The 24,783-nt window shown below is 41.2% G+C and carries 16 protein-coding genes and 1 pseudogene; 16 read left to right on the forward strand and 1 reads right to left on the reverse strand.

The window, feature by feature from the left end:
• The first annotated feature begins 12 nt into the window (after positions 1–12).
• The 16 genes and pseudogenes from I7804_RS08555 to I7804_RS08630 all read left to right on the forward strand — a co-directional run bounded on the left by I7804_RS08555 (position 13) and on the right by I7804_RS08630 (position 23,319).
• A complete protein-coding gene (locus I7804_RS08555; RefSeq protein ID WP_022753404.1) occupies positions 13–1,320 on the forward strand; it encodes an ATP-binding cassette domain-containing protein in 1,308 nt (435 codons plus the stop codon).
• 297 nt (positions 1,321–1,617) lie between these two features.
• A complete protein-coding gene (locus I7804_RS08560; protein WP_248402911.1) occupies positions 1,618–2,844 on the forward strand; it encodes a hypothetical protein in 1,227 nt (408 codons plus the stop codon).
• Between the two features lie 173 nt (positions 2,845–3,017).
• Positions 3,018–4,694 (forward strand): M3 family oligoendopeptidase, encoded by a 1,677-nt coding sequence (locus tag I7804_RS08565; RefSeq protein WP_248405955.1) that lies wholly within the window; start codon positions 3,018–3,020, stop codon positions 4,692–4,694.
• 145 nt (positions 4,695–4,839) lie between these two features.
• Positions 4,840–5,091, forward strand: coding sequence for a preprotein translocase subunit SecG (gene secG, locus I7804_RS08570; protein ID WP_110073920.1), 252 nt, complete (start codon positions 4,840–4,842; stop codon positions 5,089–5,091).
• A gap of 255 nt (positions 5,092–5,346) precedes the next feature.
• On the forward strand, positions 5,347–8,019 hold the full coding sequence (gene rnr / locus I7804_RS08575) for a ribonuclease R (RefSeq protein ID WP_331477784.1): 2,673 nt from the start codon (positions 5,347–5,349) through the stop codon (positions 8,017–8,019).
• A 167-nt stretch (positions 8,020–8,186) separates the two neighbouring features.
• Positions 8,187–8,651, forward strand: a complete 465-nt coding sequence (smpB, locus tag I7804_RS08580) for an SsrA-binding protein SmpB (RefSeq protein WP_022759504.1) — start codon at positions 8,187–8,189, stop codon at positions 8,649–8,651.
• A 512-nt stretch (positions 8,652–9,163) separates the two neighbouring features.
• Positions 9,164–10,135: an ABC transporter permease gene (locus I7804_RS08585; RefSeq protein ID WP_022759503.1), complete on the forward strand. Its 972-nt coding sequence runs from the start codon at positions 9,164–9,166 to the stop codon at positions 10,133–10,135.
• Positions 10,136–10,209: 74 nt separating this feature from the next.
• On the forward strand, positions 10,210–11,145 hold the full coding sequence (locus tag I7804_RS08590; protein ID WP_248402912.1) for a carbohydrate ABC transporter permease: 936 nt from the start codon (positions 10,210–10,212) through the stop codon (positions 11,143–11,145).
• Between the two features lie 84 nt (positions 11,146–11,229).
• Complete coding sequence (locus tag I7804_RS08595) at positions 11,230–12,804, forward strand: ABC transporter substrate-binding protein (protein ID WP_248402913.1); 1,575 nt, start codon at positions 11,230–11,232, stop codon at positions 12,802–12,804.
• Between the two features lie 507 nt (positions 12,805–13,311).
• The gene (locus tag I7804_RS08600) at positions 13,312–15,129 is read left to right on the forward strand and encodes a glycoside hydrolase family 35 protein (RefSeq protein WP_248402914.1); all 1,818 of its coding nucleotides are present in this window, start codon (positions 13,312–13,314) and stop codon (positions 15,127–15,129) included.
• Positions 15,130–15,165: 36 nt separating this feature from the next.
• On the forward strand, positions 15,166–16,218 hold the full coding sequence (locus I7804_RS08605; protein ID WP_110073915.1) for a LacI family DNA-binding transcriptional regulator: 1,053 nt from the start codon (positions 15,166–15,168) through the stop codon (positions 16,216–16,218).
• A 62-nt stretch (positions 16,219–16,280) separates the two neighbouring features.
• A complete protein-coding gene (locus I7804_RS08610; protein ID WP_248402915.1) occupies positions 16,281–18,866 on the forward strand; it encodes a glycoside hydrolase family 2 TIM barrel-domain containing protein in 2,586 nt (861 codons plus the stop codon).
• 198 nt (positions 18,867–19,064) lie between these two features.
• The gene (locus I7804_RS08615) at positions 19,065–20,426 is read left to right on the forward strand and encodes an ElyC/SanA/YdcF family protein (RefSeq protein WP_248402916.1); all 1,362 of its coding nucleotides are present in this window, start codon (positions 19,065–19,067) and stop codon (positions 20,424–20,426) included.
• A 278-nt stretch (positions 20,427–20,704) separates the two neighbouring features.
• Positions 20,705–21,520, forward strand: a pseudogene (locus tag I7804_RS08620) (ABC transporter ATP-binding protein); the annotation flags it as partial.
• A gap of 129 nt (positions 21,521–21,649) precedes the next feature.
• A complete protein-coding gene (locus I7804_RS08625; RefSeq protein ID WP_192575442.1) occupies positions 21,650–22,402 on the forward strand; it encodes an ABC transporter permease in 753 nt (250 codons plus the stop codon).
• Between the two features lie 116 nt (positions 22,403–22,518).
• Positions 22,519–23,319 carry an ABC transporter permease gene (locus I7804_RS08630; RefSeq protein WP_248402918.1) on the forward strand — a complete coding sequence of 267 codons (801 nt, stop codon included), beginning with the start codon at positions 22,519–22,521 and terminating at the stop codon, positions 23,317–23,319.
• A 27-nt stretch (positions 23,320–23,346) separates the two neighbouring features.
• Here the strand turns inward: I7804_RS08630 and I7804_RS08635 are convergent, their stop codons facing one another.
• Positions 23,347–24,714: a CapA family protein gene (locus I7804_RS08635; RefSeq protein WP_248402919.1), complete on the reverse strand. Its 1,368-nt coding sequence runs from the start codon at positions 24,712–24,714 to the stop codon at positions 23,347–23,349.
• Positions 24,715–24,783 lie beyond the last annotated feature (69 nt).

The following is a 24,783-nucleotide window of genomic DNA, read 5'->3' on the forward strand; positions in this document are numbered from 1 at the left end:
GAGATACACAAAGTGGCTAATACATATGAAAAAAACAAGACAGCATCTCATTTTCCTGAAAAAGGACCTATTGATGAGAAGACAGGTAAAGAAATCCTGCTGTCCATAAAAGATATAGATATTACATTCGGCAAAGGCGCAGACGCAGTTAAAGCTGTACAGGATGCTTCCTTCGATATTTATAAAGGTGAGACATTTTCACTTGTTGGTGAGTCAGGTTCAGGTAAGACTACAATCGGCCGTGCTGTAATCAGAGTTAACCCTCTTGCTAAGGGTGAGATAGATTATAAGGGCGTACGTATCTCCGGTAAGATACCGCGTTCTCTTGACCGTGAAGTTATCAGAAATGTTCAGATGGTATTCCAGGATCCTGCTGCATGTCTTAATGAACGTGCAACAGTAGATTATATCGTATCTGAGGGTCTTTATAACTTCCATCTGTTCAAGGATGAGGCAGACAGAGTTCAGAAGGTTGAGCATATGATCAACGAGGTTGGTCTTCTTCCTGAGCATCTTACACGTTATCCTCACGAGTTCTCCGGTGGACAGAGACAGCGTGTAGGCCTTGCAAGAGCTATGGTCATGGAACCCGAACTTGTAGTAGCAGATGAGCCTATCTCTGCTCTTGACGTATCTATCAGAGCTCAGGTTCTGAATCTTATGAACAAGTTTAAGAAGGAAAAGGGTGTTACATACCTTTTCATCGCGCATGACCTTTCAATCGTAAGATTCATATCCGACCGTATCGGTGTTATTTATAAGGGACATATTGTGGAAGTTGCAGATTCCGAAGAGCTGTTCAATTTCCCTCTTCACCCATACACCAGATCACTTATATCTGCTATTCCGCTTCCTGATCCTAAGCTTGAGAAGCGCAAGAAGCTCCTTACTTATGATGCCAGTCAGCATGACTACAGCACTGATAAGCCTACAATGGTAGATATAGGACATAACCATTTCGTATATGGTAACAAGAAAGAGATAGAAGAATACAAGAAAATCCGTGAGGCAGGTGTTCCTGTAAAGTCAATCACTATTATGACTGACGAAGAGCTTGCAAATCAGAAGACAACTGTTGGAGATGCAACTATTGACGAGGATATCCTTAAGAATACACCTATTCATGATACAGGTGCTCTCTGGCTTTCAGTTCTTAGCTTCTTCCTTCCTGTACTTGGCCTTATACTGATGTTTATATTCAAGAAGAAACATTATGCACGTAATTACAGAAAAGTTAAGTCAGGTACAGTTGCAGGATTCATCTTTATCGGAGCATTGATAGTATTGTTCCTGCTGGCACTTCTGTATGCGCTTAAATAAAGCATTACAGGGATCATGAGAGTTTTATGGAAACTTAAGAATCCTTAAATATTATGATATAGGTATCAAAGGGGAACTTTTGATACCTATATTTTTACAATAGTAAATGATTTTGAAAGATACCTTATGACAGTTATCTGATGCTGGCATATAGGGCATTTGATGACTGGAAAGTGCATTTTCTTATGTCATTTACTATAAGTATTTATGTTTTAAGTAATCTCTTTTCTAGGAAAAGTTGTACGAGAAAAAAGCGTATGACAATTACAGAATAGGTGACTACAATTCAGGTTAATTATGAATAGATATGCTAATGACAAACCTAAACCGAATAAAGTAGAAACAGCTGAAGTAGATCATGATCATATATTAAGGAGAGCAATACTTACTTTAATATTCGTAGGTATTGCAATAGCTTCATTTAGTTATGCAGTATGGCTGCTTAATAATTCTGATTCGGGATGGACGGAGATTAAAGTAGATTCTACAAGCGATGTTAATCTTGGGGATGACTTTACTCTTGAATATAATCTGGGGCAAAGCGGCGTATCGCCGGCTGCTGAGAAGAAGGCGCTTACGCCTGTATATTCTCAGGCTATGGTCAACTATTTCAGACTGTTTGATCCCGGCAATATATATAAAGATGTCAACAATCTGTATTATATCAGTTGTAATCCTGAGACTGAGATCGTTGTCGATGAAGACCTGTACTACGTTTTAGAAACGCTTAAAAAGTATGATAACAGAGCAATTTATCTAGGACCTGCTCTTACGTACTATACTGCGATATTTAACAGTACATCAGATCTTGAAGCCAAGGCCTATGATCCCTCCGTGGATCCTGAGATCATGGCTTATGTAAATAAAGTTGCAGAGTATGCAGCTGACCCGGAAAGTATCGATATAGAGCTTCTTGGGGATAATAAGATCATCCTTCATATATCAGATGAATACAAAGCTTTTTGTAAAGACAATGTAGTCACACAGCTTCTAGATCTTGGATGGCTTAAGAATGCTTTTGTAGCAGATCTTACAGCCGGTAAACTCAAAGAAGCAGGCCTTACTAATGGCTATCTATCGTCTGACGATGGATTTACAGTTAACCTGTCTGAGGATACAGACTTTACTCTTAGTATATATGATGAAAATGGTGATAACATCGTATCTGTAAGAGAGTACTCTTATAAGGGGCCAAGGAACATAGTATGGCTCAAGAATTTCCTGGCTACTAAAGAGGACGTCGGCAACTTTTATATGTATCAGGATGGAAGTGAAGTATCTTACTATATAAAGGCAGATGGAACGTCTGATACAGGTTCATGTAGCTTGTATCTGTATGGTGATGCATATACTTCCACTTGTGCAGATATGGTATTGTCTGTATATGATATATTCTTAAATGCTGACAGCAATGAGAGTCTTGATGGAGAGCTTATAGATAAGCTTGCAGATGTCGGAATTTATAATATTCGTATAGAAAATGGCCTGATTTATGGAAACGGCGATATCATGAACCAGGATTGATAGCTGAATAAATATTTTTGTCATTAGAAAATTATGATTTCTGTAATTTACGTTCAAGAAGGGACATGAGGTTAAAGTTTGAAAGTGTTCCACTTTCAAACCCAAATTGATGACGCGAGCTCCATCAATTTGAACCATTAGTCACTCGTTTCACTCGCGACATGAGGTTAATTATGAAATTTAGTGAAATGCAGTATACAAGACCTGATATTGATGAGGTCAAAAAAGAATATGCCGAGCTTACAAAGAAGATGGAAGAAGCAACTAGCGGCGAAGAGCAGTGGGAGATCCATCAGAAATATTATGAGCTTAGCGATCGTATCATGACACGGTCAGTTATAGCTGAGATCAGACATGATGTTGATATGACAGACGAGTTCTATGAAAAAGAGAGTGACTTCTTCAATGAAGTTAATCCTATAATTGCCAATATAGATGTTGAGTACAAAAAGAAGCTCCTTCATTCTAAGTTCAGACCTTATCTTGAAGAGAAGATCGGCAAGGTTGCATTCAAGAATATGGAGCTTGCAGAGAATTCTGTAGCAGAGAAGATCCTTCCTCTTATGCAGGAAGAAAACAAGCTTCAGGATGAATATAACAAGCTCCTTGCTACTGCTAAGATTGACTGGAATGGCGAGACACTTAACCTCTCACTTATGAATCCTTATCTTAACAGTCCTGATCCTGAAGTAAGGAAAGAAGCATGGAAGAAATACTCTGCATTCTATGAAGATAATGCCGAAGCACTTGATGATCTGTATGATAAGCTTGTAAAGAACAGAACCAAGCAGGGAGAGGAGATGGGATACAAGAACTACCTTCCTCTTGGCTATGCACGTATGCAGCGCAATAACTATGGCCCTGCTGATCTTAAGGCTTTCAGAGAGCAGGTTAAGAAGGACTTCGTTCCTTTTGCAGAAAAGCTTCACGAAGTAAGAAGAAAGAGACTTGGACTTTCCAAGCTTCATTTTGAAGATGAAGGAGTATATTTTGCTAATGGTAATCCTGCACCAATAGGAACACCCGAGCAGATCCTTGAGGCAGGCCGCAAGATGTACAATGAACTCTCACCAGAAACAGCTGAGTTCATGAACTTCATGTGTGATAATGAACTTTTTGACGTACTTGGAAGAAAGACTAAGAAGACAGGTGGATACATGACATATCTTCCTGATTATAAGTCTCCATTTATCTTCGCTAACTTCAATGGATCATCATCTGATGCTGATGTGATCACACATGAATGTGGACATGCCTTCCAGGGATTTGTTGTAAGGAATGAGCTTATAAGAGAACATCAGGATATCACTATGGAGACAGCAGAGACTCACTCCATGGCTATGGAGTTCTTTACAGATCCATGGATGAAGCTCTTCTTCGGTGATCGTGCTAAAGACTATTCTGACATGCACTTTGAAGACTCCTGTATTTTCATCCCTTATGGCACTATGGTAGATGAGTTCCAGCATATAGCATATGAGAATCCGGGACTTTCTCCAAAGGATAGAAACGGAGTATGGCGTGATCTTGAGCGTCAGTACAAGCCTCACCTTGATTATAGCGGCAATGATTATTATGAAGGCGGTGCTTTCTGGCAGAACAAGCACCATATCTATGATTGCCCTCTGTACTACATTGATTATTGCATCGCCGGAACAGATGCTCTTCAGTACAAAGTATGGATGGACAAAGATTATAAGGCAGCATGGAACAGTTACTTAGAGCTTTGCAAGCTTTCTGCTTCAGACTTCTTTGACAGCATGATCACACGGGTAGGACTTAACAATCCATTTGAAGACGGCTGTCTAAGGAACGTAGTCAAGCAGCTTGAAAAGACTATGGGATTATGATTCTGGAAGATAAACCGGGAGCCCTGATCGTGCGAAAGTTATAGTTGAAAAAAGTTCGTAGTTATGTTATTCTAATCAAGGTCTGTTCGATATGACAGATACAGTTTGAATTGCTAAACAGAATAATTCGGGAGGTCATTTTACAATGGCATTTGCAGTTAAACTTCTTGTAAATATTATATATTTGGGTGTTTGTGTAGCTCTTGTTGGAATCATCATTTCCCAGCAGGGTAAGACACAGAGTCTTGGAGCTCTTACAGGTCAGTCCAGCTCTGATACATATTGGGCTAAGAATAAGGGACGTTCTGCAGAAGGAAGGCTTAGAACAGCTACAATCGTTCTTACAGTTCTTTTCTTCGCACTTTCTATATTCCTTAATACAGGAATCGTAGACTGATTTAGTTGAGATATTACGCGGCACTCTATTTATAGGGTGTCGCTTTTTTCTTTTTACAAGATAAAAGGATATAATGTTGTAAGAGGATAAGTGTATAAATGGTAGTGCATTTATACGCTTGATTAAAAGTAGTGTATAAAGAAGTAACCCATAAAGAAGTAATCTATAAAGAAGTGTGATCTCCTTAGATGTAGTATTTGTTGAGAATCTTTCTGCTTTTGATGCAAGGCAGTAAAGACATAAGGAAAAGGATATATGGCAAAAAGAAAAAAGAAAAATGAACAGGAAACATTCATGATCGCGCAGGATCGTAAGGCTATGGTCAATGCGTTTATTCATGATGACAGATATTCTCCAATGAAGGAGAAAGAGCTGGCAGTCTTCCTGCAGGTTGAAAAGGAAGACAGAAATGAACTTGCGCAGATACTTGAGGATCTGATCAAGGAAGGCCAGATAATAAGAAACAGCAGAGGAAGGTACCTTAAGTCTGATGCAGGTATCATCGGCGTGTTCACCAGTAACAGCAGAGGATTTGGATTTGTTACTGTTGAGGGAAGAGATGAGGATATATATATCCCTGAAGGTGATACAGGCAATGCATTTCTTGGAGATACGGTCGCAGTAGAACTTAAGCCTTCTCAGGCAGGAAGACGAGAAGAGGGGCGTATCATAAGAATTGTGATGCGTGGTATGACTGAAGTTGTCGGAACTTATGAAAGCTCTAAGACATTTGGTTTTGTCAGAGCAGATAATAATAAGATACCCAATGATATCTTCGTGCCCAAGGAACGCAGTAAAGGTGCTGTATCAGGAGATAAAGTCGTAGTAGAGATCACAGATTATGGTGACAGTGTATCCGGCAAGAATCCTGAAGGCAAAGTCAGAGAGATCATAGGTAATATCAATGATCCCGGAGTTGATATCCTGGCTATTGTCAAAGGATATGAGATTCCAAGTGAGTTCCCTGAAAGAGTAATGAATCAGGCTATGCGTACAGCTGATGAAGTCAGTGAAGCTGATATGCTTGGAAGAAGAGATCTTCGAGATGTGCAGATGGTGACGATAGACGGTGAAGAGAGCAAGGACCTTGACGATGCTGTAAGCGTATCCGTTGATGAGGAAGGCTTCTATCACCTTGGAGTTCATATCGCAGATGTTGCCAATTATGTTCAGGAAGGTTCAGCACTTGACAGAGAAGCTCTTAAGCGCGGTACCAGTGTATATCTTGTAGACCGTGTAATACCCATGCTTCCTCATAAGCTTTCAAATGGTATATGCTCTCTTAATCACGGAGAAGACAGGCTTGCAATGAGCTGTCTTATGAAGATCAACAGTAAAGGCGAGATTGTAGATCATGAGATCGTAGAGTCAGTTATCAACGTTGATGAGAGGATGACCTATACAAGTGTTGGCAAGATCATAGTTGACAATGATGAAGAGGAAAAAGAGAAGTATGCAGCTCTGGTTCCTATGTTCGAGCAGATGTATGAACTTGCCAAGATCCTCAAAAAGCGCAGATCCGATCGAGGCGCTATAGAGTTTGATTCTGTAGAAGCTAAAATAAAGCTTGATAGCGAAGGGAATCCTGTAAGTATCGAGAAAGAAGAAAGAGGACCTGCCAACGAGCTGATTGAAGACTTCATGCTTGCAGCTAATGAAACTGTAGCCCAGCATTTCTACTGGATGTCTGTACCATTTGTATACAGAACGCATGAACAGCCGTCAGAAGCCAAGATAGATACACTTACAAACTTTATAAGAGGCTTTGGTTATCACCTTAACATCCGCCAGGATGAGATAAGACCTATGGAGATCCAAAAGCTCCTGACCAAGATAGAGGGAAGCAGAGAAGAGTCCATAATCAGCAGGGTAGCACTTCGAAGCATGATGCAGGCCAAGTATACAACAGAATGTGTCGGCCATTTTGGACTGGCACTTCAGTATTATTGCCATTTCACATCACCTATCAGACGTTATCCTGATCTTCAGATCCATAGGATCATCAAGGACTCCATAAGAGGCAGGCTTGATGAAAAGAAGCTTGCGCATTATGCGGAAATACTTCCGGATGTTGCCAAGCACTGCTCTGATACTGAAAGACGCGCAGATGATGCTGAGCGCGATACTGATAAGCTCAAGAAAGCCCAGTATATGGAGCAGCATATCGGAGAAGTATACGAAGGCGTAGTATCCGGAGTAACTGCATGGGGCATGTTCGTAGAGCTTGATAATACCTGCGAAGGAATGATACGACTTGCCGAGCTTACAGATGATTACTACGTATTCGATGAGCAGAACTTCACTCTTACAGGAACGGATTTTGGCAAAGAGTACAGACTCGGCCAGAAAGTTAAGATCAAGGTAGTAGGCGCTGACAGACTTGAAAAGACTGTTGACTTCAGGATAGTGGATGAAGATACAGATCCTGATGATATCGAGCTTAAGCCTGCCAAGAAGCACTATGTGCTTAAACTTATGGAAGAAGAGGCAGCAAGGAAAAGTGAACAGGACGCCTTGAAAGATAAAGAGCATTCAAAAGCTGAAGCCTCTAAGGATGGGTCTAATATCAAAAGTACCAGGAAGAAAAAGAAAAGAAATCTCGATGAGATAAGTGATGAATTCGAAGAGATAGAAGACCACTATAGAAGCAGAAAGCATACAGATCTTGATGATATAGATCTTGAAGACGGCGAAGACGATAATCTGATGACAGCTCTTGAGCTACGCGAACACCTTCGCAAAAAGCGCATGATAGAAGGACTTGAGCCTGATGGCAGAACAGGAAGCCCAAGGGAAAAGAAGCGCAAAGGCGTAAAGAATAAAGAAAACGGACCTAAAGAAAAAGGGCATAAGAAGTACAAGGTACATAAGTATAAAAAGTCAGCTACATCCAAAGCTGCCCGCAGCAACCAGAAGAAAAAGCGTTGACAAAAATATGTCATAATAGTCATAAAAAGCTCTGAATAAAGGCTCTAATAAAAAAGCTAAAAAAGCGCTGAAAAACTGCAGGTATGAAGAAAAAACTGTAGGAATATAGAAAAACTGAAGTAAAACATAGTATTATTTGTACAATAACCCGAGATTGGAGACACAAAATGGCAGAAGAGAAGATAAAGCTGGTATGTAATAACAAGAAAGCATACCATGAGTATTTTATCGAAGACAAATATGAAGCAGGAATAGAACTTGTAGGAACAGAAGTTAAGTCTATACGTATGGGCAGATGCAGTCTTGGAGAGTCCTTCGTAGTGATCAAGGACGGTCAGGCTGATCTGTGTGGAATGAATGTAAGTCCTTATGAGAAAGGCAATATATTCAATAAAGATCCGCTTCGTGTAAGAAGGCTTCTCCTTCACAAGAACGAGATCATGAAGCTGGAACAGCAGGTCAAGATCAAGGGATATACTATAGTTCCTCTTCAGGTATATTTTAAGAAAGGCCGCGTCAAAGTAGAGATAGGCCTTGGTCGAGGCAAGAAGCTCTATGATAAGAGAGAGTCTGATGCTAAGCGCGACCAGCAGCGTGAAGTAGAGAAAAACTACAAGATGCGCTTAAGATAAGTCGATTACTATAACTTAATGTCGCGAGCAAAGCGTGTGGCTAATGGCTTAAATTGGTATCACTAGAAAGATCTCCCAAAAGATGCTAGAAATGGTTTCTTTTGGGAGTTTTTTTATATGGCCATTTGTCGAAAAAAATCATTGATTCATGACCGATAGAAAGCGGTAAAGAAGCCTGTAATGCAGGATTTTTTTAAGATGCTTGGAAGATATCCTCTTTTCACTCTTGTATTTTATTGGTATATATTTCGAAAATACTATTGACAATATTACGAGTATTAGGTAATATGACATTATGAAATGGGTTTCAAAGTAAAATATATATCTAATATCACAAAAGAATAATAAGTCTGATGTGATCAAGGACAAGAAATACAGTAAAAATAACGGAAGTCAACTATCAGTACATACAATTTATGTGTTTTAGATCAGAAACTTCCTTTTTTATTTCTTGATTGCGAAACCGATTTCAAAAACAATATTTACTTGTATCAACAGTGGGAGAGGAAAGTATGGGAAAGAAAAATGAAACGGGCGAGAAGATTATAACTCGTAAATCATCTCTGACATTTGGTCAGAAGCTTTGGAGAAATCGTACGCTGGTTCTTATGTGCATTCCGGCTATTATATTCTTCATCGCATTCAGTTATGCGCCAATGCCCGGTATCTATGTTGCATTCGTCAAATACAACTATCGTAAAGGTATATTCGGAAGTAACTTCATAGGTCTTAAGAATTTTGAGTTTCTCGCTACATCAGGTAAACTCGGAATGCTGACCAGAAACACCATTCTATACAACATTGCATTTATTTTACTTGGTAACTTCTTCGCAGTATTCGTAGCAGTACTTCTAAACGAAATCCAGAATAAATGGTTCAAAAAAGTCTCACAGACAATGATGTTCCTGCCATATTTCATCTCACAGGTTCTCATCGGACTTTTGGTATACAACCTTCTGAACTATGACACAGGTTTTGTTAACAGTATTCTCAAGGCTTTAGGAACTCCTGAAGAGAAGCTCTTTAGTCCATACTCAGATCCGACTGTATGGCCTGTCCTTTTGGTTGTGATCCACCTGTGGCAGTCAACTGGTTATAACTCGGTAGTATATTTTGCCTCCATCATGGGAATAGATGCAGAGATAATCGAGGCAGCAAGAGTAGACGGAGCCAACGCATGGCAGAAGATCAGATATATCATTCTTCCCGGACTTCGCCAGACAGTAGTAATACTCCTCCTGTTCGCTATCGGCGGTATTGTAAAAGGTAACTTCGGTCTGTTCTACAACATAATCGGAACCAACTCACTCCTGTATCCTACAACCGATATCATTGAAACATATGTATATCGTGCTACAATGACTGACTTCAACTTCTCAACAGCATCAGCAGTAGGACTTTATCAGTCACTTATAGGATTCTTCATGGTTATGTTCGTTAACTTCATAGTTAAGAAGATCGATCCGGACTACTCACTGTTCTGATTGATAAAAGAAAACAAACAGACAATTTACCACTTTTTCAATAACAGTTACCGCACACGGTACGGAGGATATAAATGGCTAAGAAAGATAAAAAAATCGATTATGATACATATGATTCAAGCGCCAGAGTTAAGCTTGGAACATCGGATTACGTTATACGAGGAATTGGATATGTGTTCGTAACACTGTATGCACTCGCCTGCATATTCCCTTTCCTTCTTATCATCGGAACATCATTTACATCAGAAGCTGTAATAAGATCAGCCGGAGTTCAGCTCTTCCCAAGAGACTTCACAACAGAAGCTTACGACATGGTACTTAAAGGAGGCGCGATCTGGAAATCATACCTTCTTACAATATTAATGACAGGTATTGGAACAGGCGCAGGACTTATCATCATATCAATGACAGGATATGCTCTTCAGAGAAAAGACTTTGTGCTTAGAAATGTAATCTCATTCTTCATCTACTTCACAAGTCTCTTCCAGGCAGGACTTGCGCCATATTACATTCTTATGACACAGACATATCACCTTAAGGACAGCTACTTCGCAGTACTCCTTCCGCTTCTTATGTCACCATGGCTCATCATCCTGATGAAGAACTTTGTTAAGTCTATACCTTTTGAAATAACAGAGTCAGGTAAGATCGATGGAGCAGGAGATATGAAGATATTTACATCTCTTATCCTTCCGATGCTCAAGCCTGCACTTGCAACTATAGGTCTTTTCCTTGCACTTGGTTACTGGAATGAGTGGTATCAGTCATCACTGTTTTTAAGTTCAAAGGTAGATGCATATCCACTTCAATACATGCTCTACAAGGTAGTAAATGAGGCTAACTCACTGAAGAACTCAGTTGCAGCTCAGTTCGTAACTGTAACAGACCTTCCTACCAACTCGCTCAAGATGGCAACAGCAGTTGTAGCTACAGGACCTATCGTACTTCTGTATCCTTTCGTACAGAGATACTTCATCGGCGGTATCACAGTTGGTGCGGTTAAGGGCTAAGGCACATTATAAAAACTATATTTTTAGGGGAAAGTTAACTGCAATAACGCAGTAACAAATATATATTCTATAGGAGGATATTTAATGAAAAAGAAATTGCTTGCTTCACTTCTTTCACTCACTATGGTAGCAGGACTTGCAGCTTGCGGCAATGGTGGAAATGGCTCAGGGGATACAAGCGGATCTGATAGTGCAGAAGCTGTCGATACATCAGAGCACGTAGTTATCACCTACATGACAACAGGTGGTAAGCCAGAGAACAGCGCTACAGACGATATGCTTGCAGAGCTTAATAAGATCCTTACAGAGAAGGTTAATGCAGAGCTTCAGATCTACTACATCGACTGGACAGATTACCTTTCAGTTTACAACCTGACACTTGCTCAGATGGACGGAACAGTTGACCTTGTAGGTACAGCTACTGACTGGCTTGATGCATGGCCAAACGCTAAGAACGGTGCTTTCCTTGAACTCGACGAGGACATGCTCAAGACATATGCACCTCAGACATACGCATCAGTTCCTGCTGAGGACTGGGAGTACTGCAAATATGATGGCAACATCTACCTCATCCCTGAAGACAACTATGCACAGTGGACTAACCACGGATTCTCATATCGTCTTGACTGGGCTAAGGAAGCTGGACTTGCAGACGGCGTTAAGAGCTGGGAAGACCTGACAACATATTTCAAGTATGTAAAAGAAGCTTATCCTGATGTACAGCCTTGGGATTCTGACGGTACACAGTACGCTACAATGGTTGGTGGATGGATTTCATCACATTCTAACTATGTTTCAATCGATGGTATCAACTCAGGCGCTATGTGGGGGGGTACAAAGGATGACCTTTACACAGTATACAGCCCATATGTAACAGACACAGATTCACTTGTTGAGTTTGCTAAGCTCATGAAAGAATGGGATGAAATCGGTGTTTGGAAGACAGACGTTCTTAACAACACATCATCTGATAACAGAGAAGACTTCCGTGTAGGTAAGACAGCTGCTGAGCAGCATCACACACAGACATGGACAGACCTTTGCTCACCTGGACACACAAACAACACAATCTTTGCTGATGACGAAGATGCAGAAGTTGGATTCTTCTACTTTGGTGAAGAGACATCTAACGTAACAGCACTTTCAATCACACATGGTGCTATGGCTGTATCAGCTGCTTCCAAGAACCCTGAAAGAGCACTCATGGTTTATGACCTCATCAGAAATGATCCAGATTGCTACAAGCTCTTCAACTATGGTATCGAAGGCGTTCAGTACAATGTAAATGCTGACGGTCTTAGAGAGACAGTAGCAGATGCTGATGCTATCGTAACTAACTACTGGTGGGGCAGAAATGATGATCTCGAGATCAGAGATGCAACAATGAACTGGGACGCTATCGATGCTCTTTACAAAGAGTATGACAACATCAAGATCGAGTATCCTTATGGTCAGTTCATTCCTAACGTAGACTCTATCTCAACTCAGATCGACCAGATCAACGAGATCCACACCAACTACATGAAGCAGATCGCATATGGTAAGTATTCAGGAACAGCTGAAGAGATCGTAGCTGAGTATCAGCAGGCACTCAAAGATGCAGGTATCGATGATGTAACTGCAGAACTTCAGAAGCAGATCGACGCACTTTACAAATAATAAGTGTTGTAAGTGATCAGTTATACGTAAGATTAACTTTACAAATATTCAGATGGTCTATATAAGTAGCACAGACATTTCAGTCGTACATATACCAAATGAATAGAATTTCTTAAAATCCTTGGGGACGTATCTTCGGGTACGTCCCTGATTTTGAACAAAAATATAAGAGCATGTGATGACTTTTCTTTAATATGAAGCTTTAAAGCTGTTATTACTTTTTAGATAAAAAGATTCTTATGATATTAAAGATATAAAAACTATTAAAGATATAAAAATATTAAAGATATAAAAATATTAAAGATATAAAAATATTAAAGATATTAAAGAAATTATCAATGAAGACATGCTTTTATATTTTTAGTCAAAAATGGAAATGATTTATATACTGCCTGCCCCTGCAAAGACTTTGGGGATGCCGGCCCGTCCAAGTGGGAAGTTATTTGAAAAGCAGATTGAGATTTAAGATAAGCAGATATCATATTTTATAAAAGAGGTCATACAAATATGAGCGGAATAGAGATCAAAGACAGATTTTATCTAGACGGAGAAGAATTCCATCTTATATCAGGCGCAATACACTATTTCAGAGTAGTGCCACAGTACTGGGAAGACAGGCTGCTTAAGCTGCGCGCAATGGGATGTAATACAGTAGAAACTTATATTCCGTGGAACATGCATGAACCAAAGGAAGGCGAATTTGTCTTTGACGGGATGCTGGATCTTGGTAAGTTCATAGAACTTGCAAAGAGCATAGGGCTATATGTCATCTTACGCCCATCGCCCTACATCTGCGCTGAATGGGAGTTTGGAGGCTTCCCTGCATGGCTTTTAAAAGAAGATGGCATGAAGCTTCGCTGCACATACAAACCATACCTTGATCATGTCAAAAGATATTATGACACACTCATGCCTTACATCAAGAAGTACACATATGATAACGGCGGGCCTGTGATCATGATGCAGATTGAGAACGAGTACGGATACTATGGCGATGATCATGAATACATGAAGTGGCTCTATGACCTTATCAGAAGCTATGGTATAGAAGTACCTCTTTTTACATCAGATGGTCCCTATGATGATGCATTTAGAGGCGGCAAGATCCCTGGAGTACTCCAGACCGGCAATTTTGGCTCACATGCCAAAGAGCGTTTTGATTTTATGAAAAAATATGTAGATGGCCCATTGTCATGCATGGAATTCTGGCTTGGATGGTTCGATGACTGGGGATCAGGCTTCCATCATACAACAAGCGTAGAGCAGAATGTCGAAGACTTTGCATATATGCTTGATAATGGTAATGTAAATATCTACATGTTCCATGGCGGTACTAATTTTGGATTCATGAACGGATCCAACTATTATGACAAGCTGACTCCGGACGTTACAAGCTATGACTACGACGCAGTTCTTACAGAGGACGGACAGATAACCGATAAGTATATAGCTTTTCAAAAAGAAATATCAAAAAGGTATGGACTTCCCGAGGTAGAAGTTCCAAAGCCTGTAAAAAGAAAAGCTTATGGCAAGATCAAAGCAGACGGATACGTATCTCTTTGGGATAGCCTTGATAATATCGCAGACTGGCATGAGAGTGTATATCCTGTTTCTATGGAAAAATTAGGCCAAAGCTACGGCTTTATCCTCTATCATACCCATCTTGACGAGATCCCGAATATGGGCGAGATAAGACTTATGGATGCCAATGACAGAGCAAAAGTGTATGTCGATCATGAGAATATTGCGACCATGTATGACAGGGAGCTCCTTGAAGCAAAGAAGATAGAGCCGCATGTAGAGACTCTTGACAAGGATCTTGACATACTCGTAGAGAATATGGGAAGAGTCAATTTCGGACCATATATGCAGAAACAGCGCAAAGGAATCGACGGCCCTGTACTCATAAACACTCGTCAGCACTACGGCTACGATATCTATACACTGCCTCTTGATAACATCGACAAACTTATCTTTGGAGATGTTAACGAGACCAAATTTGGGAACGGCGCAGATATAGAAAAAGAAAATAAAGAAGAAAAAGGAACAGGCCCCTCTTTTTACAGATATACATTTGAAGCAGATGAATGTTGTGATACCTTCATAAATATGGAAGGCTTTGGCAAGGGATGCGTGTTCATCAACGGATTCAATCTTGGAAGATTCTGGGAAGTGGGACCTCAGAAGGCTCTGTATCTGCCGGGGCCTCTTATCAGGAAGGGAAAAAACGAGATAGTGGTATTTGAAACTGAAGGAAAAGCTCAAATAGAACTGGAACTCATGGACCATCCATCACTTGGCCCCTGCGAACAAGTAAATCCATGACCGGCATGCACGGGGGATTTAGAGAGGAAAACTTATATGCCAACAGACAAGAAGATAACTATATATGAGATCGCCAAAGAAGCCGGAGTATCTCCTGCCACAGTTTCCCGTGTCCTTACAGGCAATGCCAATGTCAAGCAGGAGAAAAAGGAAAAAGTCTTAGAGCTGATAAAAAAGTACAACTTTAAACCCAGTGCTGTTGCCAGAGGCCTGTCTGATACCAAGAGCCGCATTATAGGAATAATCGTCGCAGATGTAAGAAATACTTACTATGCCGACATGTACGTTGCCTGCGAGAATGCTGCCAATAAGGAAGGCTACAGTGTAATGCTCATGAACTCCTTTGGACGAGTAGATATGGAGATAAGACAGCTTGAGAAGCTTGTTCAGTGGCAGGCTGATGCCATAATCCATATGGGAGGTGCTGTAGACAGCCTTACTACCGACCCGTCTTTTGCCAAAGAAGTAAAGAGACTTCTCGGATCAAAGCCTCTCGTGGTAACTGGTAAACTCGACAATACAGACTGTTATCAGGTCAGGATCGATGCGGCAGCAGCCATGGATATGCTGGTGCAGCATCTGGTATCCAATGGCAACAGAAGGATCGCGCTTGTAGGCGGACGACTTAACGTAGAGTCAACATATATTAAATACAATGAGTTCAAAAAGCTGGCAGCAGAGCTCGGACTTGAAAGCGGAAGTCTCTATACCGACAATTTTGGCGGATACGGAATAGATGAGGGCACTGCATCTATGAATGAACTAATTGAGAAGTTCAAAAAAGAAGGCGCTGCGCTTCCTGAAGCGCTCATCTGCATCAACGACAGCACCGCAGCCGGAGTTATAAAGAGTTTAAGAAAACACGGCATCAGGATACCTGAAGATATATCAGTTGTCAGTTATGATAATACAGACCTGTGCGAAGTAGTAGAGCCTTCGCTGACTTCTGTGGCTTACGATTATGAAAAATATGGTAAAACACTTGTTCGTACAGCAATAGATGTTGCAGATGGTCTTGAGGCAAAGAGACAGATACTTGTAAAGCCATCAGGACTAATGGTCAGAAAATCAAGTAATATAAGACGCTGATAGCTTGGCATAATTGTGGATCTTTGAGACAGTACACTGGTAAGGCCACCTGGGAGGAACATATGGATACCGTAAGAGCAATTCTTACAGACAATTGGAAGTTCTACTATGGGGATGAAGAGGAGGCTTGGTTCAAGGGCTTTGATGACAGCACATGGGATGATGTGATGATCCCTCATGACTGGTCGGTAGAAGCTCCTTTTTCTAAAGACTATTCAAGCGGTACCGGCTACCTTAGAGGCGGAACAGGTTGGTACAGGTGTCATTTCAAAATTCCTTCTGAGTATGAAGGCAAGAATATATCAATTACATTCGATTCCGTTTATAAGAATAGTAGTGTCTGGATCAATTCTTATCATATCGGCGGACGTCCTAGCGGCTATGCATCTTTTTCCATAGATATAAGTGAATATGTAAGATATGGCGAACAAGACAATGTGATCGCGGTAAGAGTGCGCCACGAAGATATAGCAGATTCCAGGTGGTTCACTGGCTCCGGTATTGTCAAAAAAGTCACCCTGTCAATAAGTGAAAAAGTTGCGCCATCACAATACGGAGTGTGGCTTGATACCCGTTCTATTATAGAAGATGCAGGCAAGATATCTGCAAGGATCAGGATCAATAATGTAATCGAAAATAAAACCAATGAAGATAAGAAAGTCAGAGTAAGGTGCGTTCTTGAATATGATACACCAAAAGAAGCGTATGAAAATGCATCGGAAGAAGCTCTGATAGAACTGTTCGGAGAGATAGATGCAGCGGCACATGATGATTCTGTACTTAAAATAGACGGAATAATAGATAAGCCGCATCTATGGTCATCTGATATACCTAATATATACAAATTATCAACATACTATAGTGTAGATGGCGGGGGCTTTTACCTTGTTGATGAGCAGAAAACCGGAATAAGGGTTATATCCATGGATCCTGACAAAGGATTTGCATGTAATGGCGTATCGGATAAGCTCCGGGGAGTATGTGTCCACGATGATGGAGGAACTCTTGGCAGCGCCATGAAAAAGGAGATATGGCAAAGGCGTCTTGAGCTTCTTAAAAAGGCCGGGTGCAATGCCATAAGATGTTCGCACAATCCTCATATGCCGGAATTGTATGACTTGTGCGATGTCATGGGATTCTATGTCATGGACGAAGCCTTTGATGAGTGGGAGAATGCCAAGAATAAGTGGTCTCATGGTCACAATGTGTATCCACCTCGTCATCAGGGATATGCCGAAGACTTTAATGAATGGTATGAAAGAGACCTTGTGAACATGATAGAGCGAGGCAGAAGGCACCCTAGCGTGATCCTCTGGAGCATAGGCAATGAGATCGATTATCCAAACGACCCTTATGTGAATCCCATGTTCAAGGAATTCACAGGCAATAATGATAACGGTAAGCCTGCCAGAGAGATGGTCTATAACCCTGACAAGCCTGACATGACAAGACTATCTGAAATTGCCAAGACTCTTACTGATATAGTCAGAAATACTGACAAGACAAGACCTGCCACAGTAGCTGCAGCCTTCCCGGAGCTGTCCGCAAAGCTTGGATTTGTCGATAGCCTTGATGTTGTAGGTTACAATTATAAAGAGCATCTGTATGAAGAATCACATAGAAGATTCCCTGATAAGGTCTTCCTTGGAAGCGAGAATGGACACGGAATAGGGCAGTGGGAAGCTGTAGTACGTAATGACTACATCTGCGGACAGTTCCTGTGGACAGGGATCGATTATCTGGGAGAAGCTCATGGCTGGCCGATACACGGTGCATATTCCGGCCTTATAAATACAGCAGGACTACCTAAGCCGGAATATTATAAGAGAAAGAGCCTGTGGACATCAGATCCATTTATCAGGATATTCACATTAAGACCTGATGAGGAAAAAAGAGAGTGGATAAGCAGAACACGTTCATGGAATTATGATAAGGGAGAGAAGGTTGTAGTAAAATGCTACGTGCCTATTTGGGAAAAAGATATTGTTGAATATGGCAATGAAGATAGAAGCAGTAATTGTGCCGATACTAATGCAAATGCCAATTCTAATAGTAGCTTAAAAAAATGTAAAAGCAGTGCACATATCAAAAGTGTCAGATTATATATAAATGACAGACTTGTAGGAAGTGCTTCAAAAAGGTCGGATGACGGATCCTACAGATTCGAAACAGAGTTCGAGCCCGGCAAGATAGAGGTAAGAGCAGAGCTTGAAGATGATCGAGAAATACAGAGCAATAAAGAATTAGCATCAACTTCTAATTTGAGCTATATATCAGATATTATATATACATCGTCTCTGGCAGACCATGCTGAAGTATCTGTATATGATAGAGGCGACTTCATTACAGGCGAGAGTTTCGAAGAGGCATCTTCCAAGAAAGGCTATATCTATCAGATTCTTGTAACACTAAAAGACGCAGATGGAAGAGACGTAGTATGCCAGGATGAAGAGATAAGTGCATCAGTATCTGATAATGCGCAGGTACTAGGCCTCGATGGTGGTGATCTTGCAGATAATACCGACATGAGATCACCAGTCAGGAAGACATATCAAGGCAGAATTGTCATATACGTAAGGCGCATAGGCGTAGGTAAGATAGATCTTGATATTTCTTTTGGGAATTACAAAAAACATATTGAACTGTAGAATTTATATTTTCCAGGAAGTTTGTCAAAGCATATAGGAGCCAGCCATGATGAGGCTGGCTCTTTTTGGCGTAGTTAGTGTGCTGGTTCATTCATATTTGATCAAATATGAATGAACCAGCACACTAGATTTACTATACTTATAATATTTGTTACTATACTGTATTATGCGATATTGGATATAAGTGGAGGTTTTTATATGACGTACAGGTTATTGGCGCTGTCTTTTATGGCAGTATTTTATATGATCTATTTTGGCAAGATGCTGATCCAAAGAAGGAAAGGCATTGTTACCAACCAGATCGCCAAAGGCAAAGAGCACGATAGAACTTTCTATGTAGAAGCTATTATGAAAGTGGCAACTCTTGTAGTACCGCTTGCTGAGGTGATATCAATAGTACTTGGTACATCAGGACTTATGATCATGTGGCGAGTTATAGGAATGTATTTTGCATTTATCGGAGATATAATATTCTTTCTATCAGTATATACCATGAAAGACAGCTGGAGAGCAGGAGTGGCAAGCTCTGATATGGATCAAAGAAAGCTTGTGACAAGAGGGATATATAACTATTCCAGGAATCCGGCTTTTCTTGGATTTGATCTTGTTTACATAGGTATACTACTTATGTTCTTCAATCTGGTACTTATGGTACTTACTATATTTGCAATAGTAATGCTCCATCTTCAGATCCTTCAGGAAGAGAAGTTTTTGCCCAAGGTATTTGGCGAAGACTATCTTAAGTATAAAGAGAGAACCAGTAGATATGCAGGACTTGGAAAGCCTTCTTTTGATAAAATAAGATTGTATATCTATTTTATACTTTTTGTCTGGTCTGTTTTGTATTTTTTTACATGCCTTGCATACGGAGGCGGACTTAGCCTCTCATGGGTATGGATATGGATCGTTATCGGCGCATTTTCTTTGGTCAGAGTATTGATGCTTGGAGCAGGGATCAAGGGACGTAGCAGGATAAAGATAGCACCTGTGTTTAGATGGGGTTACAGGATAGTTTTTGGGATATTCCTTATATCTTTTATCATAATCGAGTGCAAGGTTATAGGTGCGATGACTGCGGCGGCTCCTGATAACCTTGAGTATGTGGTACTACTAGGAGCCGGCTTACATGGAACGCAGCCTTCTAATCCCTATAGGGCCAGAATTCAAAAAGCAGCAGAGTATCTTGAAGGCAATGAAAACGCTATATTGATCGCATCCGGCGGACAGGGTTACGACGAAGCCATAAGCGAAGCAGAGTGCGCCAAAAGGGTCCTTGTAGAACAGTACGGCATAGACGAAGACAGGATCATCCTTGAGGATAAATCCAGAGATACAGAAGAAAATCTGAAAAATAGCCTTGCTATAATAGGAGATGCAGATGCATCTGTAGGAATCATAACCAATGGATTTCATGAATGCAGAGCCATGTCTATTGCAGAAAGTGTCGGATATGAAAACGTTCACTCTGTCCCTGCCAAGACTCTTTTCCCGGTAGGGATCCATTATATCGTAAGAGAATTCTTTGGAATGGTAGAATTTTATTTAAAATACAGGTTATAAATGAGATGAAATCATAATGACCAATAAAACCTAGCAAGGAGGAATAAATGACCCCTAAAGACAGAGTTAAGGGACCATTTTGGTACAGAATACCCCAAAATGTCCTCCTATGGATGTAGTAAAGGAGTGATAATGAGCTTTATTGAAGTAGATAACTTACAGAAAGATTTTATAGTAAAAAGAAACGTGAAAAAGGTAAACTTTTAAGAGAAAAAGAAATTGTGAACGCTCTCAAAGGCGTTTCTTTTTCTGTGGATAAAGGGGAACTTGTAGGATACATAGGCCCTAACGGAGCCGGTAAGTCAACTACAGTCAAGATTCTCTCCGGAATCCTGACACCGGATGGCGGCCAGGTATCGGTTGGCGGTATCGTTCCCTGGAAAGAGAGAAAAAAGCATGTCAAGAACATCGGCGTAGTCTTCGGTCAGCGAAGTCAGCTCTGGTGGGATGTACCCATAATAGACAGTTACTCGCTTCTTAAAGATATCTACAGGATCCCGCAGGGAGATTATGAATCAAGGTTAAAAGAGCTAAGTAGTGCCCTGCAGCTTGAAGAGCTTATGAGGACTCCTCTAAGACTTCTTAGCCTAGGGCAGAGAATGCGAGCAGAGCTGTGCGGATCACTTCTTCATAGACCGGAGCTGCTTTTTCTTGATGAGCCAACCATAGGCCTTGATGCAGTCAGTAAGCTGGCTCTAAGAGACTTCCTAAAATGGGAAAATAAGCAGTATGGCACCACCATCATGCTCACAACTCATGATATGGAAGATATCGAGGCACTTTGCTCCAGGGTTATGGTCCTTGGTCATGGCAAGAAGCTTTTTGATGGTAAACTTCAGGAACTTCTTGAGCACTATGATACAGTCCGCAGAGTAAATGTTAAGTACGATGGTCATGTTGACTTGAAATTCCCGGAGGGAGTAACCCTTGGTGATACAGGAGAAGGAATAGAACTTATCTACAATCCATCAGAGCTTCCTACAGCAAAACTTCTGGAAACATTGCAGAAAGCGGGAAATGTTGCTGAGCTTACACTAAAGCCCGAGACCACGGATCATATGATCGCCGCTATGTACAAGGAACTGGACTTATAAGTATCAGGAAAAAATCAAAATTTTATGACAATGTAGATAAATTCATAGACAGGTACTTGGATAACAACTGACTATATATGATTAGAGGTGTATATGCCATATTTTACCGTGTTCAAAATGAGGCTTCGGATGGAGCTTCAATATAGAGGAGCCATGATCGGAGGGATAGCCTGCCAGATGTTCTTTGGCCTTATACTGGTGGCCCTGTACAGAGCACTTTATGAAGGAAGTCCCCAGTCGTTACCAATAGAAAGCGTAGCGACATATGTCTGGCTTCAGCAGGCTTTTTTCCGTATGATGCTGGCATCTGACACAGAGCTTGTGGATAAAATAAGGTCAGGAGATATAGCTTATGATATGTGCCGGCCTGTAGATATGTACGGATTCTACTATGCAAGGATCATGGCGCAGAAGCTCATGGGTAGCCTCATGCGAGCTGTGCCTATGCTGGTGGTAGCGTTCCTTCTGCCAAAAGGATGGGGTATTAGTCTGCCGGCATCAGTGCCGGGACTTTTGGCTACTATACCGGCTCTTTTGTTGGGACTGTTATGTGTCTGCGCTCTTGAAAATATCACTGTGGCTTTTACCATGAAAACACTTGACCCAAGGGGCATGCAGGGACTGCTTAATCTTTTGATGATGACACTTTCAGGGAATCTGTTCCCACTTACTCTTTTCCCGGAGAGCTGGCAGAAAGTTATAACATTCCTTCCGTATGCCCAGCTTCTTGATGCGCCTATAAGGCTATATACAGGAGGGTATCCGCCCCATGAGGCGTTATGGATCTATGGACTTCAGGCTTTCTGGGTTGTGATACTGATAGCACTTGGCACATGGATGTGGAATGCTAACAAAAAAAGAATGATAGTTCAGGGCGGTTAAAGGTAAGCATAGCGTACTATATTTTGGCCCCGGCCTTACCGATCAGGTGGCGTATGTTTGGCAAGTGCGAAGTTTGAGTAACTTATTATGTAACTAACCAGATGGAAGGAAGATACATGAATACGATACATTTATACATAAAATCAATAGGAATGCTCCTTAAGAGTCATCTGCAGTACCCAAGTTCTTTTATCATGCAGACCCTTGCCCAGCTAGTTATGGAGGGCGGAGAGATGATGGTAGTCATCCTCATAGTTGACAGATTCGAAAGCCTTAAGGGCTGGAGCGGTGGGAATCTGTATTTCTTCTTCGGGATAATGTCTGTATCTTTCTATCTTACAGAGATGTTCGGAAGAGGGATCACCGGAGACTTCCCATCTATGGTCAGAACAGGGCGGCTTGATACATTCCTTGTAAGACCAAGAGGAGTGCTGACCCAGGTTCTGTGCGGCGGAACAGACCCAAGACGTATCACCTGTATAGCAGTTGGCGTAGCGGCACTTATCATGGGCAGCAGATTATCAGACATAGTCTGGACACCCCTTAAGGCTCTTGCATTGGCAGAATCCATAGCCATGAGCTGCTTTCTGATACTGGGACTTTTTATGATAGAAGCTATCTTTTGTATATTTAGTGTAAAATCAGTAGAGCTTGTCAATGCCATCACTTATGGCGGCCGAAGCGCCTGCCAGTACCCGATTGATGTATATCCGCTGCCGCTTAGAGCTCTTTTTACAGTAATAGCACCATTTGCTCTTACAATGCATGTTCCGGTATCCTATATATTGGACAAGCCGCTATATGGCTGGCCTATGTGGACAGCTTTTGTTACGCCGCTTTCGGGAGTATTGGTATTTGGCGTGATGACAGTACTGTTTCATCTTGGCATGAGACATTACAGATCTACAGGAAGCTGATTAATAGAAAAAAATCTTATTTGTATATCAGTATGCAGTATATAATGACATATCGCAGGATTCTCCCCAGACCTCCTCAACAAGAGCATTGCAATTGTCCAAAGTAAAGGATGAGTCCTGTTTTGATATCTTGTTCAAAAGAGCAAGTTCCTCGGTATATAAAGCCAGAGGATATACAGTCACGCCGTTTGTTTCAGGCTCAAGATGACATACGGTTGGTATGACATCATAGCTTTCTATATATACTTTTCCTTCAATATCTTTAGTAATAGTAACATTAGGGATGCCTCCAACAACTCTGTTAAGAACCCCCTTTCCGCTTCCGGAAGTCCAGCTTACGAAGTTGCCTATAGAGTAGTAGCAGAGCATCTGCCTGCCATCTTCTTCGTAGAACTCTATATCCTCGATAACATGAGGATGAGTACCTATCACAAGATCAGCCCCGTGCTCCATAAAGAGCCTGCTCCAGTATTCCTGATTGGAAGTGTGGTGCAGCACATATTCCGTCCCCCAGTGAGGACATACTATGGTAAAATCAGCTATCGTCTCAGCAAGGTCAAGGTCTGCGATAACTCTGTCTTTGTCAAGCGTCTCAACGCAGTATGGCATACTCTTTGGGATCGGGATACCATTAGTTCCGTAAGTGTAGTTAAGAATCGCTATATTTATATCATTGACATTCACCACAGTAATCCCCGTAGAATCTTCCTCATTATCATATATACCTAATGTTATGATCTCAGGATGGAAGGTATGCCAGTAGTTGAGCGTATTGATGATGCCTGTTGTTCCCTTATCAAGAGCATGATTGGTCGCATGGCATACTATGTCAAAACCTGAATCAGCCAGTGCATCTGCTATAGGATAGGGAGCATTGAAGCAAGGATATCCGGATATACCAAGCTCTTCACCGCCTATGATGACCTCTTGATTGACAAGGGCAAGATCAGCGCTACTTATGATATCTTTTGTATTTGCAAAAAGAGATGAGAAATCATAACTTCCATCTTCCTGCCTGCAGGTATCTTCGATAGGCATATGAAGGAGGATATCACCTACCATCCTGATGGTCACATGCTTATAAAGACTCTCTGCAAGAGCCGCGGTATCTATATCAGTTATAGGAAGATTGTCAGTAATAGTAGATATATGATCAGATCTTATAAGATGTCCGGAAGAAGTAGTGCCTTCGGGAAGTTTATCATAGGCAGAAGATGAGCTGGCTGCACCTTTCTTATTCCCTTTGATAGAATCAGACATGGCAGGATTTGAAGGATTAATGTACGCAGTTTCGGAATCTATGCGGGCGCTGTTGTAGCTGCACGACATACATAGAAGAGACAAAGTAATGATAATAAGACTTGAAGAGATCTTCCTGACATCTATCTTGCCCATATCAACCTCACTCTCACCTTGACTGACCGCTTGGGGAGCAGTATCCCTATGAAGCCTTCGAGGATACTG

The sequence above is a fragment of the Butyrivibrio fibrisolvens genome, from assembly GCF_023206215.1.
Classification (GTDB): domain Bacteria; phylum Bacillota; class Clostridia; order Lachnospirales; family Lachnospiraceae; genus Butyrivibrio; species Butyrivibrio fibrisolvens_C.